17 protein-coding genes are annotated in these 19641 nt (G+C 47.9%); 16 read left to right on the top strand and 1 reads right to left on the bottom strand.

The window, feature by feature from the left end:
* Positions 1–12: 12 nt before the first annotated feature.
* Both FYJ39_RS04015 and FYJ39_RS04010 read left to right on the top strand, forming a co-directional pair.
* Positions 13–912 carry an AraC family transcriptional regulator gene (locus tag FYJ39_RS04015; RefSeq protein ID WP_287848277.1) on the top strand — a complete coding sequence of 300 codons (900 nt, stop codon included), beginning with the start codon at positions 13–15 and terminating at the stop codon, positions 910–912.
* Between the two features lie 277 nt (positions 913–1189).
* On the top strand, positions 1190–4384 hold the full coding sequence (locus FYJ39_RS04010) for a diguanylate cyclase domain-containing protein (RefSeq protein ID WP_154471171.1): 3195 nt from the start codon (positions 1190–1192) through the stop codon (positions 4382–4384).
* Between the two features lie 43 nt (positions 4385–4427).
* Here the strand turns inward: FYJ39_RS04010 and FYJ39_RS04005 are convergent, their stop codons facing one another.
* Positions 4428–5015 carry a GNAT family N-acetyltransferase gene (locus FYJ39_RS04005; protein WP_154471170.1) on the bottom strand — a complete coding sequence of 196 codons (588 nt, stop codon included), beginning with the start codon at positions 5013–5015 and terminating at the stop codon, positions 4428–4430.
* Between the two features lie 277 nt (positions 5016–5292).
* Between FYJ39_RS04005 and FYJ39_RS04000 the strand changes: the two genes are divergently transcribed.
* The 14 genes from FYJ39_RS04000 to FYJ39_RS20430 all read left to right on the top strand — a co-directional run bounded on the left by FYJ39_RS04000 (position 5293) and on the right by FYJ39_RS20430 (position 19637).
* Positions 5293–6963 carry a putative manganese-dependent inorganic diphosphatase gene (locus FYJ39_RS04000; RefSeq protein ID WP_154471169.1) on the top strand — a complete coding sequence of 557 codons (1671 nt, stop codon included), beginning with the start codon at positions 5293–5295 and terminating at the stop codon, positions 6961–6963.
* 11 nt (positions 6964–6974) lie between these two features.
* Positions 6975–7598, top strand: coding sequence for a flavin reductase family protein (locus FYJ39_RS03995; protein WP_154471168.1), 624 nt, complete (start codon positions 6975–6977; stop codon positions 7596–7598).
* A complete protein-coding gene (locus tag FYJ39_RS03990) occupies positions 7595–8110 on the top strand; it encodes a shikimate kinase (protein WP_154471167.1) in 516 nt (171 codons plus the stop codon). The genes FYJ39_RS03995 and FYJ39_RS03990 overlap by 4 nt, the downstream gene beginning before the upstream one ends.
* Positions 8111–8403: 293 nt before the next feature.
* Positions 8404–9249: a tyrosine-type recombinase/integrase gene (locus FYJ39_RS03985; protein ID WP_407923825.1), complete on the top strand. Its 846-nt coding sequence runs from the start codon at positions 8404–8406 to the stop codon at positions 9247–9249.
* 314 nt (positions 9250–9563) lie between these two features.
* Positions 9564–10928 carry a transposase gene (locus FYJ39_RS03980; RefSeq protein ID WP_235919732.1) on the top strand — a complete coding sequence of 455 codons (1365 nt, stop codon included), beginning with the start codon at positions 9564–9566 and terminating at the stop codon, positions 10926–10928.
* A gap of 269 nt (positions 10929–11197) precedes the next feature.
* Positions 11198–12778 (top strand): hypothetical protein, encoded by a 1581-nt coding sequence (locus tag FYJ39_RS03975; protein ID WP_154471166.1) that lies wholly within the window; start codon positions 11198–11200, stop codon positions 12776–12778.
* Positions 12771–14363, top strand: coding sequence for a phosphoenolpyruvate mutase (gene aepX, locus FYJ39_RS03970; RefSeq protein WP_154471165.1), 1593 nt, complete (start codon positions 12771–12773; stop codon positions 14361–14363). The genes FYJ39_RS03975 and aepX overlap by 8 nt, the downstream gene beginning before the upstream one ends.
* The gene (locus tag FYJ39_RS03965) at positions 14360–15427 is read left to right on the top strand and encodes a thiamine pyrophosphate-dependent enzyme (RefSeq protein ID WP_154471164.1); all 1068 of its coding nucleotides are present in this window, start codon (positions 14360–14362) and stop codon (positions 15425–15427) included. The genes aepX and FYJ39_RS03965 overlap by 4 nt, the downstream gene beginning before the upstream one ends.
* A complete protein-coding gene (locus FYJ39_RS03960; protein ID WP_154471163.1) occupies positions 15424–16119 on the top strand; it encodes a metallophosphoesterase family protein in 696 nt (231 codons plus the stop codon). Before FYJ39_RS03965 ends, FYJ39_RS03960 begins: the two co-directional genes overlap by 4 nt.
* 20 nt (positions 16120–16139) lie before the next feature.
* Positions 16140–17099 carry an NAD-dependent epimerase/dehydratase family protein gene (locus FYJ39_RS03955; protein WP_195840372.1) on the top strand — a complete coding sequence of 320 codons (960 nt, stop codon included), beginning with the start codon at positions 16140–16142 and terminating at the stop codon, positions 17097–17099.
* Positions 17075–17872, top strand: coding sequence for an NTP transferase domain-containing protein (locus FYJ39_RS03950; RefSeq protein ID WP_154471161.1), 798 nt, complete (start codon positions 17075–17077; stop codon positions 17870–17872). Before FYJ39_RS03955 ends, FYJ39_RS03950 begins: the two co-directional genes overlap by 25 nt.
* Positions 17857–18951, top strand: coding sequence for a hypothetical protein (locus FYJ39_RS03945; RefSeq protein WP_154471160.1), 1095 nt, complete (start codon positions 17857–17859; stop codon positions 18949–18951). Before FYJ39_RS03950 ends, FYJ39_RS03945 begins: the two co-directional genes overlap by 16 nt.
* Positions 18941–19468, top strand: a complete 528-nt coding sequence (locus FYJ39_RS03940; RefSeq protein WP_154471159.1) for a class I SAM-dependent methyltransferase — start codon at positions 18941–18943, stop codon at positions 19466–19468. Before FYJ39_RS03945 ends, FYJ39_RS03940 begins: the two co-directional genes overlap by 11 nt.
* Positions 19461–19637, top strand: coding sequence for a hypothetical protein (locus FYJ39_RS20430; protein WP_195840371.1), 177 nt, complete (start codon positions 19461–19463; stop codon positions 19635–19637). Before FYJ39_RS03940 ends, FYJ39_RS20430 begins: the two co-directional genes overlap by 8 nt.
* Positions 19638–19641: the final 4 nt, after the last annotated feature.

Genomic DNA, 19641 nt, shown 5'->3' with positions numbered 1-19641 from the left:
GGGAGGGATACGGTGGAGGTATCTGTAAAAGACTGCTGCCAGGATTGCCATGAAATCAAGGAGCATGCAGGCAGGGAATTTCCCTTTAATATTTATCCTTGCGCGATGCCTGGGGATTTTACACAGGTTCCCATCCATTGGCATGAAGAGCTGGAATTGATTGTCATAAAAAAAGGCAAAGGAATTGTAACAGTGGATATGGAGCCTTATGAGGTAAGCGCCGGGGAAGGGGTTATGGTGTTTCCCGGACAGCTTCACGGCATTGGTCAGTGGCAGGAAGAGGCAGTGGAATATGAAAATATTATATTCCGCCCTTCTATGCTTATGGCGTCTGAGGCGGACGTATGCACCATCCGATTTTTGATTCCTATTACGGAGGGGCGGCTGAACCGTCCCCTGCATATCCAGAAGGGACTAGAAAGCTATGAGGAACTGATGGAATGTATCCGCTGTCTGGACGCCCTATCTGGTGAGAAGAAATACGGATATGAGCTGGGAGTAAAGGGAGCTTTGTTCCGCCTTTTGTATCTGACGGCAGAGGCAGGAGGGCTTGCCGGGGATGATAAAAATACGAAATCCAGGGAGAAAATGAAGCGGCTGCTGGAATATATAGAGACTCATTATGGAGAGCATATAGGTGTGGAGGAGGGGGCGGCTCTTTGCTATTACAGCAATTCCCATTTTATGAAGTATTTTAAGCAGTATATGGGCGTTTCCTTTATCCAGTACCTTAATGATGTTCGGATGTCGAAGGCAGCAGGCTTTTTGCTGGGAACGCCAGATTCGGTTACGGCGATTGCGCAGAGATGCGGATTTGATAATATTTCCTATTTTAACAGGCTGTTCCGAAGGAAATACCGTTTGAGTCCCGGAGAATACCGGAGAAGCCTGGAAGCCGCAGGCAGACCATAGAGGCTCAGAGAGGAGCAAGCCCGGTGTACTGGGAGAAAGGCGGCAGCTTATGCGCAGATGGATAGTATAAACGCAAGAAGCAGCCAGAGGCGCCGGATAAGATAGTGCAGGCGTACGGTCAGGGGGACTGAAAAGAGAGGGATGAGAGTAAAGTCATTTGGAGCAGATTAAGAAAAGTCCGATTTTTGTCGATAGATAGAGTATAGATTGCCTGAGAACGCAGCAGCTAAGTGCTAGGCTTCACCTGAATACCGGAAGAGAGAAAGGGCGGGGAATTATGACTCAAGGATCGAATGCGGAATTTATTAATAATTTATTATCAAGCTGCTCCGGCTATCTGTTTATCATGGAGCCAAACAGCTTTGAATGTTATTGGCCGCAATATATTCTCCAGAGAATTGAGCTGCCTAAGCAACGAGGAGGCATAGAGTGCTTTGCAGGCCAGATCTTTCTCAAGGAGGACAGCAGACGCTTCGTGGATGACTGTCATAAAGTGGCAGAGGGCACGTGCCCTTGCTTAATAGGCTCTTATCAGTGCCTCCCCGGAATCCAGGAGGAGGGAAGAATCTGTATCAGGATGTGGATGCTGGCGGCAGGCTATAGTCCTTCCCGGCGTTATCTCGTGGGAATGATAAGGGAGGAAAATAAAAATTGTTCCTTTGATCTGGTAACCGGTATTCCCAATAATGTCAGCTTTAGAAAGTACCTGTCTAAACAGGTAAGCCAGGGAGGAAGCTGGTGTGTTCTTATGCTGGGAATTGACGATTTTGCAAATATTAATGAGTTGTATTCCTACTCTGTGGGAGATCAACTTCTGAATGCATTTGCGTCACGTGTTCAGAAGCTTTTGCCGGAGCATGCTTTTATGTTCCGCCTGGACGGAGATAAATTTGGCCTTCTGTTTATGGACTGGGATGGAGCAAAGGGAAAAGCCTGGTATGAAACATTCAGGGAAAGCTGTATTGCGGAAAAATTCAATGGGGGAGGCAACACCCTTTTTCTTTCTGCCTCAGGAGGGCTTTGCTGTTTCCCAAAAGATGGGAAGGATTTTGAGGCTATCTATCATAACGCAAGCAAGGCTTTGCAAAAGGCAAAGGAAAATGGAAAGAACCATTTGGTTGTGTATAGTAAAGAGCTGGCGGATCAAGATAAACGAACTGCCTCCCTTTTGGAGGCTTTGCGGGAATCAGTGATTATGGGGTTTTGCGGCTTTTACATGAGGTATCAGCCCATTGTAAGGGCTGAGGATTTAAGTCTTGTGGGAGGGGAGGCGCTTATACGGTGGAGGTGTCCTGGCTTATGGGAAAATCAGGAGATTTCCCCGTCTGAGTTTATACCCATATTGGAGGAAAACGGGCTGATTCTGGAGGCGGGGAACTGGGCATTGGAGACGGCTGTCCGTCAATGCGCCCAGTGGATTCAGCATGAGCCTGATTTTCAGATGCATATCAATGTATCCAGCCGGCAATTTGAGGCTCCTTCCTTCAGATATCATTTGCTGGAGGTGTTAGACCGGTATCATGTGAAGCCGGCAAACATTATACTGGAGCTGACTGAAAGCGGTAAGGTGAAGGAGATGTCTGTGCTAAGCAGGGAGTTTGATTTCATACGCAGCCAGGGAATCCGCATATCTCTGGATGATTTTGGTACAGGCTATTCCTCGCTGGAGGTGCTGCGTCTGCTCAGCGCCGACGAAATGAAAATTGACCGTTCATTTCTGGAACGGATTTCCTATGACACGACGGATCAGGCTCTTTTGTCCACCTTGATTAATCTGAGCCATAAGATGAACATGGCAGTGTGTGTGGAAGGAATAGAAAATAAACAGCTTCAGGAGCAGGTCTGCCGAATGAAGCCGGATTTGCTGCAGGGCTACTATTACAGCCCTCCTCTTAAGGGAGAGGAATTTGCTGTAAAATATTTTACCGTGACTTCGGAGAAGGCGTTAAAGGAGAAGGCTTTCCGGGGTCAGGCGTACAGGCAGAGCCTTGTGTACGCTGAATTCCGGCCGGCGCAGCCGCTTAAGGCTCAGGAACTAATTGATAATGTTTACGCGGGAATCATCCAGATAGGGATAGATGAAAAGTTCACCTTTCTTTCTTGTAATGAAGGAGGGCGGCGTATGCTTGGCTATACGTCCCAGGAGATGGATGAGCTGTTTGCAAACCAGGCCCTGGGCTTTGTGCATCCAGATGACATGGAATACGTTAATAACGAGATTCGCAGGCAGATGGGGCTGGGGGATACGGTTACAGCAGAGTTTCGCCTGGTGCGCAAGGACGGCGCCCCTATCTGGGTTTTAGGCATAGGAACTGTATACCGCAGCAGAGACGGGAGTACAAGCCTGATTGTAGTGGCTATCAACAATGACCAGAGAAAGCGGGCTCAGCTGGAAAAGGAGCGGCAATTTTTGCTCCAGGATCAAATGCTGAATCAGCTTCTTGCAGGAGTTATGTGCCTTCGATTTGATAGAGATTTAACGATCGAGTATATGTCCAAACGCTTTCTGGATTTGCTGGGCTTCACAAAAGAGGACGTAAACCGGATATTTGATAATAAGTATAGGAATATGATATATGAAAAGGATCGGCCGATGGAGCTGGGGGATATTCTGGGGCAAAAGGATCGTAAGGTTCTCACAATGAAATACCGCGTCAAATGTAAAGATGGCCGGCTGGTCCGCCTAAAGACCGTATCCAGGCTTGAAGCCGCAGATACTGACGGAATACAGCGGGTCTTTTCTGTGGTGGTGGATATTACAGATGTTAAAAAGGATATGCTGGAGAAGAGCAAGGGCTTAAAGCGCACCAACTGCTATGGACAGGGGCAAGGGCAGCGGGGAGAGTGGTTTTCTGTTTCTATGTCTTTGCCGGAGCGGTTGAAAAGCAATTCTGTTGCAGTTGTGGAAAACATTCTGGACATTAATAAGGATAAGTGGGACGAAGAGCGTTTTTTGATGGAATCACAGCAGGATTCTGTTACAGAGCTGTTCAATAAGGCCAGCACAGAGGAGAAAATCCGAGGAGTTCTTAAAGAAGCCGGGAAGGAGAAGCATTATGCCCTGTTTATGCTGGATATTGAGCATTTAAAAAAAATCAATGATACCTTCGGACATATGACCGGGGACGCAATTCTTCGCCTTGTGGCTGAACGCCTCACTGGACAGTTTTGTAAGGATGATATTATAGGGCGCATAGGCGGGGATGAATTCCTGCTTCTTACATCTTACAGCGGAGATGTCCAGGAGGTCATCAGGAAGGCGAAGGAGATGAAGGAAGCTATCTGTCAGCCTCTTTTTATAAAGGAGCTTTCTGTAAACATCACAGTCAGCATGGGTATTGCCTGCTATCCTGGAGACGGAACTGAATTTTATACGCTGTACCGCAGCGCGGACAGCGCTCTCTATCGGTGTAAGGCCATGAATAGGAATGGCTATTGTCTTTCGTCATTGTATCACCTGGAGGAGGATTAAAAAAGATAACAGGTAAGGAAACAATATGTCTGGGGCAGAAAGGCTAGGTTGGCTTAAGTCCTTCTTGCTCCAGTTCTGTCACAGGGATAAAAGCCTTGGGCTGACGGGGATGTTCACTCAGCATTTTTTCCATCCAAACCATGTCCCACCAGATGCCCAGCTTGTAGCCGCATTTTGTAAAATGGCCTGCGGTTTTGTATCCCATTTTCTCATGGAAGGCGATGCTGCCTGGATTGGGGTAGGTGATACAGGCATTGACATTGATAACCTGCTGTTTTTTTAAAATGGATTCCAAAGCCTCGTAAAGCATGGCTCCGATGCCGGTCCCCCGGACGTCCTCTCCCACATAGACAGAGGTTTCAGCAGCCCAGCTGTAGGCAGCCCTCTGATGAAAGGGGGAGGCGTAGGCGTAGCCCAGGATCGTTCCGTTCTGGCAGGCAGCCAGATAGGGGTAGCGCGCTCGAATATGGCTGATTCGGCGGGCGAATTCCTTCAGGGTGGGAACCTGATACTCGAAGCTGATGGCTGTATGTTCTACATAGGGAGCATAGATAGCCAGTAAAGCCTCAGCGTCCTTTTCGTTTGCCATGCGTATGGTGATGGGAGGGGGGAAGGTATGTGAACAGGTCATGAAGGACTCCTTTTCTGGGCTGATATAATGTCTAAAACGCCGGTTGTAGTTCCGGTTCTGCTTAAAGCTGTATCTTATTCTAGCATCAATTTCACAACTTTTCTACCGGGTATTTGGTTTTTTTAACTATTTTCAGGCCACAGGAGGAAGGCTGCGCAGGGTGAATTTTGGTTGAAAAATGAAAACTGGTTTGATATACTGAAATAACGAAAATGATCGTGTATACACAAGAGGATGAAGCTTATATTGCCGCAACGGGAGGATAGAGGAAGAGAGAATGGGACAGGAGTTAAAGAGAAAGACCACGGTGATCGGACACAGAAATCCAGATACGGATTCCATTTGTTCCGCCATCTGCTATGCCAATTTAAAGGGCAAGCTAACAGGCGGGGAGTATGTGCCGGCAAGAGCGGGACATGTCAACCGGGAGACTCAGTTTGTCCTCAATTACTTTGGCGTGGATAAGCCAAAGCTGGTGGAGGATGTGAGAACCCAGATAAAGGACATTGAGATACGAAAAACCAGGGGAGTGGCGGATAACATTTCTCTTAAAAAAGCGTGGAACATCATGCAGGAGAATAATGTGGCAACCATCCCGGCAGTAAGGGAAGATGGAATACTGGAAGGGCTGATTACGGTAGGAGACATCACTAAGACCTACATGAATATTTATGACAGCAGTATTTTGTCTAAGGCCCATACGCAGTATACGAATATTATCGAAACGCTGGAGGCGGATCTTTTGGTGGGAGACGAGGAGGCGTACTTTGACCAGGGGAAGGTGCTAATCGCCGCGGCCAATCCGGATTTGATGGAGTTTTATATTGAGCCTCACGACCTTGTGATTCTCGGAAACAGGTATGAGTCACAGCTTTGCGCTATTGAGATGGGAGCAGACTGCATTGTGGTATGCGAAGGCGCAGGCGTTTCCATGACCATTAAGAAGATAGCCCAGGACAGAGGTTGTACAGTGATTGCCACCACCTATGATACCTATACGGCGGCACGCCTTATTAACCAGAGCATGCCTATCAGCTACTTTATGACAAGGGAGCATCTGATTACGTTTAACAGCGACGACTATACGGATGAGATACGGGACGTTATGGCCAGTAAGCGGCACCGGGATTTTCCGATTTTGGATAAAGAGGGCAGATATTTGGGAATGATCTCGCGGAGGAATCTGCTGGGAGCCAGGGGCAAGCAGATTATTCTGGTGGATCACAATGAAAAGAGTCAGGCAGTGGCGGGGATTGAGAGCGCCGAGATTATGGAAATTATCGATCATCACAGGCTGGGAACGGTTCAGACCATGGCTCCGGTATTCTTCCGCAATCAGCCTTTGGGCTGTACGGCGACCATTGTATATCAGATGTACCGGGAATCCAAGGTGGAGATAGAGCCAAAGATTGCAGGTCTGCTGTGCAGCGCCATTGTGTCCGATACGCTGCTGTTTCGCTCTCCCACTTGTACGCCTGTGGATGAGCTGGCTGCCAGAGAGCTGGCTGGGCTTGCGGGGCTGGATATAGAAACATATGCCATGGAAATGTTCGGAGCGGGAAGCAATCTTAAGGATAAGGCGGATGAAGAGATTTTTTATCAGGATTTTAAGCGGTTTGTAGTGGGTAAGGCACAGATAGGCGTAGGCCAGATTACCTCCCTAAACGGAGGGGAGCTGGAGGCTCTCAGGGAAAAGATGCTGGCTTATATGGAGCGTACTCAGCAAAGGAATGGCTTGGATATGGTTTTCTTTATGCTGACGAATATCCTGACTGAGTCTACGGAACTAATCTGCCAGGGGCAGGGAGCCATACAGCTGGCTGCCAAGGCATTCCATCTGGATATAGAAGAGGCTGCCCAGCAGGAGGAGCCGGTTTTAAAGCTTCCGGGTGTGGTATCCCGTAAGAAGCAGCTTATACCGGAGCTGGTGCTTGCTGAGCAGGATTAGGAGTGTGGAATATGAGTAAGGAATACTGGAAGCCGGGAAATATGCTCTATCCCGTACCCGCTGTTATGGTGAGCTGCGGCCGGGAGGGGGAGAGGCCCGGTATTATCACGGTAGCCTGGGCAGGAACCATCTGCTCGGAACCGGCCATGGTGTCCATATCGGTGCGAAAGGAGCGGTTCTCCCATGGAATTATCAAGGACACAGGGGAGTTTGTCATCAACCTGGTGAATAAGAAGCTGGTAAGGGCTGCGGATTACTGCGGCGTCAAATCCGGCAGGGATACGGATAAGTTTAAGGCTACAGGGCTTACACCCCAGCCTTCACGTTATGTAAAGGCTCCGGGGATTGCGGAAAGCCCGGTGAATCTTGAATGCAGGGTAGTGGAGGTGAAGGAGCTGGGAAGCCACGATATGTTCCTTGCGAAGGTGGAGGGAGTTACCATTGACAATCAGTATATGGATGAAAGGGGAAGCTTCGGCCTTAATGCCTCAGGGCTTGTGAGCTATTCTCATGGAGCGTATTTTGAACTGGGGAAAAAGCTGGGAAGCTTTGGCTATTCGGTGAAGAAGCCTGTAAGAGGAAAGGCCTCTTCCAAAGAGAGAAAGAAGCAGAGGACAAGGAGGAAGCAGGGATGAAACCGAATGTCACAATGATTGGAATGCCGTCGTCAGGCAAGAGCACCATTGGTGTGCTTCTGGCTAAAAGGCTGGGGTATTCCTTTGTGGATGTGGATATTGTAATCCAGGAAAGGGAAGGACGACTTTTAAAGGAAATTATTGCCGGCGAGGGGATGGAGGGCTTTCTTAAGGTAGAGGAGCGGATCAATGCCGGATTGGATGTAACCCGTTCCGTCATAGCTCCCGGAGGCAGCGTGATCTACAGCGAGAAGGCCATGAGGCATTTGAAGGAGATCAGTGAAGTGGTTTATCTGAAGATGAGCTATGAGGAGATGGAAAAGCGCATCGGAAACGTAGTGGATCGGGGCGTGGCCTTAAAGCCTGGCTTTACTTTGAGAGACCTTTACAATGAGCGGGCTCCCTATTATGAAATGTATGCGGATCTTATAATTGATGAGGAAGGCAAAACCCCAGGCGAGACGGTGGATGAGTTGAGAGACAGAATTGAGGCGATGATGAACCGAGCATGATATAGTGTATTGTTAAGAGGCGGAAACCGGAGCTGGAGGAGAATCCCAAAAGGCTTGCAGTCTGCGAGGCAAAGCTTGTGTCCATCAGGGCGAAGCTTCAGCTTCGGCGGGGGTGAAATAAACCAGAAAAGAAAAAGGATTGACTTTAAATAGGAGAGAGGAGAAAAAAGCGCAGGTGGACTGCGCTTTTTTGTGCTTCCAACAGGCAGAACCATCAGGCAGCCGTCTTTATTTTGCCGGCATAAAGAATAGGCTGTAACGTATTAAGGAATACTTCTTAGTGGAGGTGGAAAATGATGTCTGAAAACCGCACATTAAACGAATTATTAGAAGATTACGCAGTATATCTGAGGGAAAATGAAAAATCCCGCCTGACCATAGAAAAGTATGTCCATGAGTTGACTTGCTTCCTGCAATTTTTAGACGGGAAAAGGATTACAAAAGCCGTCGTACTGGACTACCGGGAATTTCTGCAAAGTCAAAATCAGGCGCGGACTGTTAACGCAAAGCTCTCGGCAATTCATTCCTACCTGGAATATGCCGGCTTGCCCTGGTGCAAGGTTCGCTTCCTTAAAATTCAGCGGAGGGCATTTCTTGAGGATGACAGAGAGCTGGGTGAAGCAGAATACCATCGCTTGCTGGAGGCTGCCCAAAAACATAAAAACAGCCGGCTTTACCATGTGCTGCTTGCTATCGGCGGAACCGGGATACGTGTCAGCGAGCTTCGGTTTATGACGATAGAGGCGGTGCGTACCGGAAAAGCTGAAATCTGCATGAAGGGAAAAACACGCATGGTACTCTTGCCAAGGGCACTGTCGAAAAAGCTGAAAAATTATGCAAAAGCCTGTGGAATCCGCAGCGGCATTATCTTCCGTACACGAAACGGAAGGCCCCTGGACAGGAGCAATATATGCCATGACATGAAGAAGCTATGCAAAGAAGCAGTAGTTAATCCAAGAAAGGTATTTCCTCATAATTTACGTCATTTATTTGCCAAGACCTATTATGCCATTGAGAAAAATCTGGCACATCTGGCCGATATACTGGGCCATTCGTCCATTGAAACAACCCGTATCTATGTGGCGGCAGGGGTTCGTGAGTATGAACGAACAATCGAAAAGATGAAATTAATAAAATAACCACAGAATTAACATTCTGTGGTATTCCTGCCTATTTTGACACATTCATTCTTATATTGCTGCCTTATCTGAGATTCGATTGGCATGGCAAACAGGCCTGCACAAGTCCTTGCGCATTGCAGGCCTATTTCCCATTGCTTTTCTTCAAAAATTAGTAAATAATAATTGATTTTTAAAGCGCGAAGCCCTATAATAAGGCTGTATGTATTATACTTTGGGGTTGATTTAACGCCAGTTACTACCACAGAATGTTAATTCTGCGGTATTCCTGCCTGTTTCACAGGAGCTGAAGGATAAAGAAAAAAGGGTGCAGGATGAAAGGAAAAGCAGGAGGAACCATGCTGCCGGACACGATTTGCAAAACAGTACGTCAGCATAGCAGGGGAAAGGTTCCGCCAGAGGATATGGAAAAGCTTCAGGAGATCGCGGAGGCTTACAGAAAAGTAAAAAACTATGTCTATCAGAGATACGGAGGTATCAAGAGCCTGGCAAAAATTTATCCTGGCTATACAGTTCAGAATGAGATGACGGACAGCGGCCTGCGGACACAGCTTGGGCTGCCGTCTGTATATTTCTACCTTGCCATCTTTGATGCGCTTGGGGATATAAAAGCTCAGTGGTCACAGGTAAAGAACAGCATGTTAAAAAGCATTAGAGAGAACGAAGGCTTTATGCCGGAGGACAGGCATTATCTGCGGTTTGTCATGAGGGCAGGCAGTCTCTTTGAGGCAGTCCTGTGCAACAGCAGGAGAGAGCTCCCAAAGGAAATGCAAGGGCAATATAAGGCACTCTGTACAGGCGTAGATAGAAAACGGCTGGATCGCTACCTGTGCAGGCAGGTCAGAAGAAAGCTCAGAAGGCTGCATACAGAGAAGTCTGGTGGTTTTGCCATTGCAGAACGGGCGTATCGCTATGCGGATCATGGGATATACATTTCTACGATGGAAAAACGCAGAAGGGTGTTTGTTCCTTTGACAGACGAGAATACCTATAAAAAGCAGCTTTATATCAAGCTTTTTCCTGAGAAAAGCAGCATAGAAATTGATATTCCGGTGGAGGCCAGGGTGCGCAGGAATAAGGAGTTTGAAGCTGTGATCGGGCTGTCGGTTGGTATGTGGCAATTATTTACTTCCGATACAGGGAGGATTTATGGAGAACAGTTCGGCTGCCTTCGTCAGGAGCTGGAGACGTTCATCAGCAGGGGGAACAGAGCCTACGCAAAGGAAAAACGGAACAATCCTGGCAGGCAGAAATATAAGGCTGGGAAGGACAGGCTGGAGGCGGGGCTGCATACCTACATCAATCAGGAAATTAACCGAATGCTTCAGGCGGAGAAGCCAAGGACTGTCTATATTCCCAGATTTCCCCAGAGCTCACCCAAGGGAGCGAAAGGCAAGGTCAATTATTCCGTTACCCTATGGCAGAAAGGTTATGTAAGGAAACGGCTGCGGCAAAAATGCCTGGAGAAGGGAATTGAACTGGCGGAGGTCTTTGGAAACAACATTAGCCGGGAATGCAGCCGATGTGGCAGTATGGGAGCTTATGAAAAGGATACATTCAGATGCTCCGCCTGCGGCTATGAGGATGATAAAAAAAGAAATGCAGCCATAAATGTAAAGAGACGGGGCCAATCAGGCCAGTGTATAGGCAGGGAATTTATGCCGTATGGCTCCAAGTAAGGTCATTAGAAGAATTGTGCAGATAAATAGGGGCGTTGGCCCTGTATTTTACCGGAGGCATAAAGCCAGGCCGGACTGCTAAAGGATTCATGATATAAAAAAGAAAGAACGGCATTGGAATAACAGCTTACTGTGAATTGGGTATGCCAGGACCTTCGGAACACTGAAAGGTGATGTACGGGGGAGCGAAGTGGATAAGATCGCATTACTCTAAAGAGTAACCAATATGCCTTATTCATAATTAGAAGAAGGCACAGGGAGGAGTACGAATGAGAAGGCTTCAAAAGAAGCGGCTTCTGGAGCAGCTTGATATGCTCTGCGAGGCCTGCAATGTGTTGAACGAACAGCCGCCAGGTCCGGGGTATGTGAACCTGTGTGCGGATATGCAGGAATTTGTGTCGGCTATTTTAGATTTTCTGGAACATACCGCAGGAGAAGGAACAGAGACAGCGGGACTTCTTTGTGAATTTTATAAAATGCTGTTCAAAGCAAGTCAGGGGGAAGCCACAGCCAGCCAGCTGCTTTCCCAGGTGGGCAGAATCTCTGCCCGGGCAGGCAGGGAGCTAAAGCCGGATAAAATCGAAGTGGCGTTCTTTTGCTACAAGGCCAGTATGAGCGATTGTCTGGAAAGCATCTACTTTGCCGCTAAGGAGGCTCCTGACTGTCATCCATATTTTATCCCAATCCCATATTATGACAGGAATCCGGACGGATCTCTGGGGCAGATGCATTATGAGGCCGCAGGTTGCTATTCGAACAAGTACGAGCTTACAGACTGGCAGAAATACGATATAGAGGCGCACAGGCCTGACATAGTGTATATCATGGCGCCCTTTGACGAATACAATTTTGTAACCAGTGTGCATCCTGATTTCTACGCCAGGCGTTTGAGAAAATATACGGATTTATTGATTTATATTCCGTATATTGTTCACAGCGAGGTAGTAGATGCCTCTGTAGGGGGATTTCCAGGCGTGCTTTACGCTCACCGGGTGATTGTGCAGTCAGAAAATGTAAGAAAGCAGTATATCAGCAGCATACTTAGCCGGGCGCCGGGATTGACGCCTGAAAGAGTTGAAGAAAAAATCGTTGCCCTTGGTTCGCCAAAAACAGATAAGGTATTGAAAAGTAAAAAAACGGATTACAGCATTCCCCAGGAGTGGATTGACAGATTAAAACCGGATGCTTCTGAAAAGCTGGTTCTTTTATATAACCTCTCCATTGAGACTGCCTTGAATCATTCCGGGGGAGAGAAGGGGGGGCGGTACCTGAATAAGCTGCGCAGCGTGTTTCGTTTTTTTGAGAACCGGAGAGACGTTGTCCTGTGGTGGAGACCCCATCCCTTGTTAGATCAAACCTTCCGCTCAATGCGCCCCCGCCTGTATCAGGAATACCGATCGATTGTGGATAGCTATAAGGCGCAGAGGCAGGGCATATATGACGACAGCGCTGATATGAACCGGGCGATTGCTTACGCGGATGCTTGCTATGGAGATGAAAGCTCCCTGAATTTACTTCTGCAATTTGCGGGCAAACCGATTCTTATACAGAATATAAATAATGCGGGAATGGAACCAGAGACTTCTGAGGGAGCGGAGGCTGTGGAACAGGCAATGGAGGCATTTGCCGCGAAGCAGCATTATAACAGCTATATACTGTATGAGGCATTGGACGCCTCAAAGGGAGGCTTCAGCCTGGCCGGGTTTATAGAGCATATGGATGTTATTAGGAAGCGGGGAAAGGAGCTATCGGAAAAATACCGTCTGAAATACGCAAACGCCGATGGTACGGCAGGACAAAAAATATACGAATATACAAGCTCAATCGTAAGGAGAATGGATAATGAATAAAGCAAAACGGTTCCGGGAATTACTGAATGCAGACAGGCATTTTTTCCTGATGGAAGCTCATGATGGACTTTCGGCCCAAATTGTTGAGGAAACCGGCTTTCCTGCCATTTGGGCCAGCGGCTTGTCTATAACGGCTTCTCTTGGGGTGCGGGATAATAATGAAATTTCCTATACGCAGCTGCTGGATGTGCTGGAGTATATGAACGACGCCTGCAGCCTGCCTATACTGGTGGACGGAGACACTGGCTACGGCAACTTTAACAATGCGTGCAGGCTGCTCCAGAAGCTGGAAAAGATGGGGATTGCCGCTGTCTGCATAGAAGATAAAAAATTTCCTAAAACCAACTCATTCCTGGAGACAAAACTTGACGCACTGGCGGAACCCCTGGAGTTTGCAGGCAAGCTTCGCGCGATGAAGGCCACCCAGACAACACCTGATTTTTCAGTTGTGGCCCGGCTGGAATCGCTGATTGTGGGTGCCGGGGTTGAGGATGCGGTGAAACGGGCGAAGCTGTATCTGGAGGCGGGAGCAGACGCGATTCTGGTGCACTCCAAGCGTCCCAATTCAAAGGACATTGATGATTTTCTGACGGCCTTTCCGGTGGATGTTCCAATCTTTATTGTGCCTACAAAATACTATACAGTGCCGGTCAGTCATTTTATTAAGGACAAGAGAATACGGGGCATTATTTGGGCAAACCATAATGTCCGGGCCTGTGTAACCGCAATGCAGGAGATCAGCAAAAAAATATATAAGGATGGCTCCATCGCCAATGTAGAAGGAAGCATAGCCTCCGTATCCGAGCTGTTCCGGCTGCAAAAGAATGAAGAGTATCTTGAAATGGAGAAAAAGTATTTGCCCATGTATCCGAATCTGAGCGCGGTCATCCTTGCGGCGGGAGGCCCTGGCTCCTTAGACTTTCATAAGCCCAAAGCATTGCTGACCATAAATGGCAAGCAGATTTTGGATCATCAGCTGAATGTGCTGAGGTCGGTAGGAGTATCAAACATTTCGATTGTCAGAGGCTATAAAAAGGAGGAAATACAGGCTGAGGATTTGGCGCTGATCGATAATGATAAGTGGAATACTACCAACGCCGCGTATTCCCTTTCTCTTGCCGCTTCCACCAAGGAACAGCCCTATCTGGTCTTATATGGAGATGTGTTTTTCAAGCGGTATCTGCTGCGATCCATTCTGGATTATGCGGAGGAGCGTTCATCAGCAGACGTGATTTTGGTGTGTGTAAAAGAAGATTATATTGATGCCGGTTATTCCCTTAAGCTGAATAAAAAGCTGGATGTATTTGGGGACGATTCTGAATTGAGCGTGGTTGAGGTCTGCACAGGCAGAGAAACGGGCAAGGATGAATGTGTGGTATATTTCAGCGGGCTGCTGCTGATCCATAATTACTCAGCGGTAAAAGAGCTGCTAAGCGGAGAGGACGCAGAGCGTTTACATACTTCAGATTTTATGCGCCGGGCGTTGGATACAGGACTGACCCTTGCTGTGATTATGTCCTCCCGTGAAGCAATCGTTGATATTAATTCTCTCAATGACTTGATGAAGGCGGGTGAAATACTGTGATTGATACAAAGAAATTTGTGGATCAGCTGATTGCCGGGGGTATTCATAGAATTGCGGGCGTGCCTTGTTCGTTTCTTGGCCCTCTCATTAATGAGGCTGAGAACCGGGGGATGTATGAACCCTTTGTAAACGAAGGAGATGCATTGGCTTATGCTGCAGGGGCGGCTCTGGCCGGACGCAGGTGCGCAGTAGCGATGCAAAGCTCAGGATTGTCAAACGCGCTCTCGCCGCTGACCTCTCTAAATGAGCTGTTCGGGCTGCACACGCTGCTGCTGATTGGAAACCGGGGGATGGATGATGAGCCTCAGCACAAAATTATGGCAGGAGTCCTTAAGCCCTTTCTGGATACGCTGGCCATACCCTATGTGAACGCTGAGGACAGCCAGGCTCTTTCTGCGGCTTTTCCTCAGCTTGATAAGCATTGTGCCGCAGTTCTTGTAAACAGCAGGCATACATTTTCGCCGGTTCCTCTCAAAGTCAAGGCTTCCGGACAGGAGCAGACGGTCTTGCCTCTTCGGTATGATATGCTCAAAGCAATATCCGGCTGTGCCGAGGCTTCCGTGATTGTAACCACAACGGGATTTACCAGCCGGGAAATGTTCTGCATAAAAGACCGGGCAGAGAACTTTTATATGGTAGGTTCCATGGGATGCCTGTCCTCCCTGGCTTTAGGCATAGCTGACTATCTGCCGGAGAGGACGGTCATTGCAATCGACGGGGACAGCGGGTGTCTGATGCGCCTTGGGGCTTTGTATACGCTGACGCAGAAGCGACCTCACAATTTATGCTATATCCTTCTGGACAATGGAGCCAATGAGTCTACAGGAGGACAGCGCAACAGTCTGGGAGAGAGCCGCCTGCTGGAGGTAATGAACAATCTGTATCCGACACAGGAGGTAGGCTCTGTTGATGCTATGACTGCTTGCCTAGGTCAATTTCAGCAATTTCCGGCATACACGCAGCTTTACGTCAAAACCGGATTAGGTACGGTTAAAGACCTCCCCCGTCCGGACAGGCAGCTTATTTATGATCAGGCAAAGCGTTTTCGGAAGGCACTGGTATGAGAATTGGGGTTTTATCTGATATACATGCAAACATACAGGCTTTACAGGCGGTTTTGAAGGACTGCCAGGAGCAGAGAGTGGATAAGTTCTGGCTCCTTGGAGATTACGTTGATTATGGAGGGGATCCGGTGGAAACGGTATCGGAGCTGTCAAAGCTTGGAGCGGAATATATGATAGCGGGCAATCATGACGCCTGCCTGTATACATCCTCTGTCCGCAGCAGCGAGACGCCCCATGGAAAGCAGGCCTTTGAGTACACGAAAGAGATCGTCAAGGAAAACCGGGAACGCTTCAGGCTGCTGGAGGCCATAGCAGATAAGCCGCTGCTGCATCTTGCAGATAGGAAGACGCTGCTGGTACATGGAACTCCGCAGGATCCTTACTGGGGAAAATTTCTGCCGGGAGACAATGCGGATGTATTATTTGATGTTTTGGAACAGATGGATGTCCGTATGATGCTTCTGGGACATTCTCATGTCAGCTTTATGCTCACCAGGGGAGGACGGACGATTATAAATCCCGGCAGCGTCGGGCAGCCCAGGGATGGCAGTCCTAAGGCTGCTTATGGGATTCTTGACGGAGATGCGGTTATATTTAGGCGGGTTCAATACGATATGGATGGGGCTGCTAAGGCGATTCAAGAGGCAGGACTGCCAGAATATCTGTGGAAGCGGTTATATAAGGGCGCGTAATGCCCGGAAGGGAAGATACGATGAAGGTTTTAATTACAGGGGCTGCTGGACTAACAGGCGCACATTTAATACGGAATTGCCTGGACAACGGAGATACGGTTGTAGGCGTGGATAATTTCTTTCGAGGAACGAAAGAGAATATTGAAGGGTTGCTGGACAGGGAGGACTTTACATTTCATGCATGTGATTTTCGTGAGTATATAAAAAAGGAGAAGGAAGCTGATTTTGACGGCATATATCATCTGGCGGCTATTGTCCCAACCAGATATTTTTATGAAGAACCGTGCTTAACATACGAAGTTAACTGCCAGGGGACGTATGAGATTTTTCAATGGGCGCTAAGAAACCATATACCCCGCTTTGTCAATGCGTCCAGCTCAGAAATCTATGGTCATGGGAGGGAGCTGCCCACAAAAGAGACGGCTCCCTCACTGTTTGATTCGGTGGATACCACGACGCGCTGGTCATATGCCCACGGAAAGATTATGACGGAGTATCTTCTGAACCATCACAGCAGCGAAATACTGGTATGCCATCTGCGCTATGCCAATGTGTACGGCCCATATGATGTGGATGACAACCATGTGATACCATATATACTCAACTGCATTGCTCATGACAGGCCCTGCCACTTAAATGCCCAGGCAGGAGAGATTGCCCGTTCTTTTTTGTATATGAGTGATTGCGCCAATGCTACCAGGCTGGCTATGCTGCATATGAGGGGAGGGACAAGCTATAATATAGGAAATCCAGAAGAAACCACCATTCTTGACTTGTACCATAAGGCGGTGAAGGTGGCGGGAGAGCTGGGAATTTCCTATCGCCACAGTCCTCAGTTTGATATATCGCGTGCCGGAGATCCGAAGAGGCGGGTGCTTGATATTTCACGGGCCAGGGAGCAGCTGGGCTATTCCCCGAAGGTGATGCTTGAAGAGGGCTTAAGGAGGACCCTGCAGTGGATAGTAAAACAGAAGCAATAGTCCTATGTGCAGGTATGGGAAGCCGCATTGGACTGCCTCCAGATCAAAACAAGTGCGCGTCTTCAATAGCTGGAACCTCTCCGGTCAGGCATACCGTTTCAGCGCTGCTTCGTGCAGGAGCGTCTCCAATAACAGTTGTGGTCGGGCATGCGGCCGAATCTGTGCAAAGGGCTCTGGCTGATTATGAAAAGGCCGGACAGGTGAGGTTTGCAAAAAATCCCTATTATAATTGGCATGGCTGCAATTATTCCCTGGCCTGCGCAGTGGCAGATAGGCCTAGGGAATACTGGGGAGAATATGCAGGGAGGGTTATAATCGCAGAAGGAGATTCTCTGCTGCACATTGGCTCCATTCAGCAGCTGTCGAATCAGACAGCGCAGGCTGTTTCTCTGGTGCGATCGGAGACCTATGTGGATTATAAAAGAAGCGTAATCGCGATAGGTGAGAAGGGGAAGATCCTGCGCTATGAATATGATGCCACCCATAGGGGGAGCTTGCCTGTATGCTCAGACAGAGAGAGTGTCATAGGAGAGAGTATGCAGCTTTGGTCCTTTTCCGGGCAGCCTCTGAAACAGCTGATAAAGCAGCTCAGGGAGTACAAAGGGGAAGCTGACCGCTCAGAAATACCCTTTGTTCATTCTGGGGTTTACTCTATTAACAGGCTGAAGATACAGATTGAGCCTGTCGTATCAGAGCATCCGGACGACTGGATCAATCTGAATACGCAACAAGATTTGAGAAAGGCAGGAAATGTAAAATGGCTGATAAAGTGATGATAATTGGATATGGCAGCACAGGTAAATATGCCTTGGATATGCTGACCCGTCTGCCGGATCTGGCAGATTGCGAGTATACCATTCTATCGAGAACTCAAAAGGAGGAGGCGGAAAAACGAATCAATCTTACCCTGGTTTCCGCTGGCATGTTTGGCATGTATCCGAAGGTCAGATATATTGCCTGCGATATTAATGATATAGAACGGCTGAGTGAAACCATTGCTCTAAGCGAGCCGGATGTGATCGCATATACGGGACGGTATATGAAGGGCTTTAAATACGGCGAATTTTCTTACCCGAATCAGATCGGATATGGAGTGTGGACGCCTATGGCGGCTGTACTGGTGGAAAAAGTTATGAGAGCCGTAAAACAGGCAGGGGTGAAATCACGTGTGATTAATACTAGCTATGGGGACGCCGTATCCCCGCTTCTGGCAGCCCGCAAACTGGCTCCATATACCAGCGCAGGAAATCTGAATCACCTTATTCCGCGCATTGCCCGGGCTTATGAAACACTTACAGGCCAGCCGGCCGGCTGTACGGACGTAACCTTTGCCGGTTCCCATTACGCCAACACATACATATCAAAAGAGGGAACGGCAAAGGGCTCTCCCTATTTACTACATATTGGGGGAAGCAAACCGGTAAGGGACTGTGATGTCTTTAAGCATTGTGCCATTCCAACTGCGTCAGGACAGGAACGCAATATTATGATTGCTTCGGATGTGGTTATGCTGATTCGGCTCATGCTGGATAAAAGCGGTAATGAGCATAAGATTCACGCGCCTGGTCCCTTTGGCAATGTGGGAGGCTATCCGCTGCTGTTTCGTAATGGGGAAATGAGGGTGGATGAGACGCACTTTACTCTGAGTGAGATGATAGCCGTTAATAAGGATAGTCTGCGCTGCGACGGTATCGAGAGGCTGGATGAGAATGGAATTCACTTTACCGATGAGGTAAGAGACAAAATGAAGGCCGTATTCGGAATGAATTACCCTAAGACTGTTGCCCTTGAAGACTGTGAGAGCTTTGCGGCAAAAATTGCTGAAAGGATAGGAGCTAATTATGGGAGTTAATTTAAAACGCAGCAATTACGCATATAAGTATCCATTTGAAAGAATTGCCTCTTACGCGGCTGCTGTAGCTTCAAAGTATGCAGACCCATCCCTTGTAAAAGCATTAGATTTTGGTTTTGGAGGCGGAAGGCATTTGAAGGTTTTATCCGATCTGGGATATAACACCTATGGAATTGACGTTACAGAAGATGCGATTGATACCGCTTATTACAACTTTGGTGAAAACTTTATTCCTCGTGAAAAATTGAGCATTGATAATATTATGGAGCATCCGATTTATCCTGAAGGATATTTTGATGTGATATTGTCTGTTGGCGTGCTTTGGGCATTAGGCTATGAGCAAATGCTTGCGTTTCTGGACAGGCTTATTCCTCTTATGAAAGAAAATGGGTATCTGATTGCGAACTTTAGGACAAAATTTGATGATTTATATGTGTCAGATTCGAACAAAGCACATGGTAAAGAGGATAGGAAGCATAGGATGGCATTGGGGGAGTGGGGGGGGGGGGGTGAATGATGCTTATGTGCCTCAATTCAATCATATATGGGCTTTTTTGGACATTAACGACTTAAAGCGGTTAATGAAACAATATGGGATGACTATTGAAATGCTTGAGCGCTATGATCGGTATTATAACAATGTGGAATGCATTTCATATTGGTGCGTGGCGGCAAGAAAGGGATAACAAA

It is taken from the genome of Clostridium porci (assembly GCF_009696375.1).
GTDB lineage: Bacteria > Bacillota > Clostridia > Lachnospirales > Lachnospiraceae > Enterocloster > Enterocloster porci.
The sequence above is the reverse complement of the archived record's forward strand: the minus strand, read 5'-3'. Positions and strand labels throughout refer to the sequence as shown.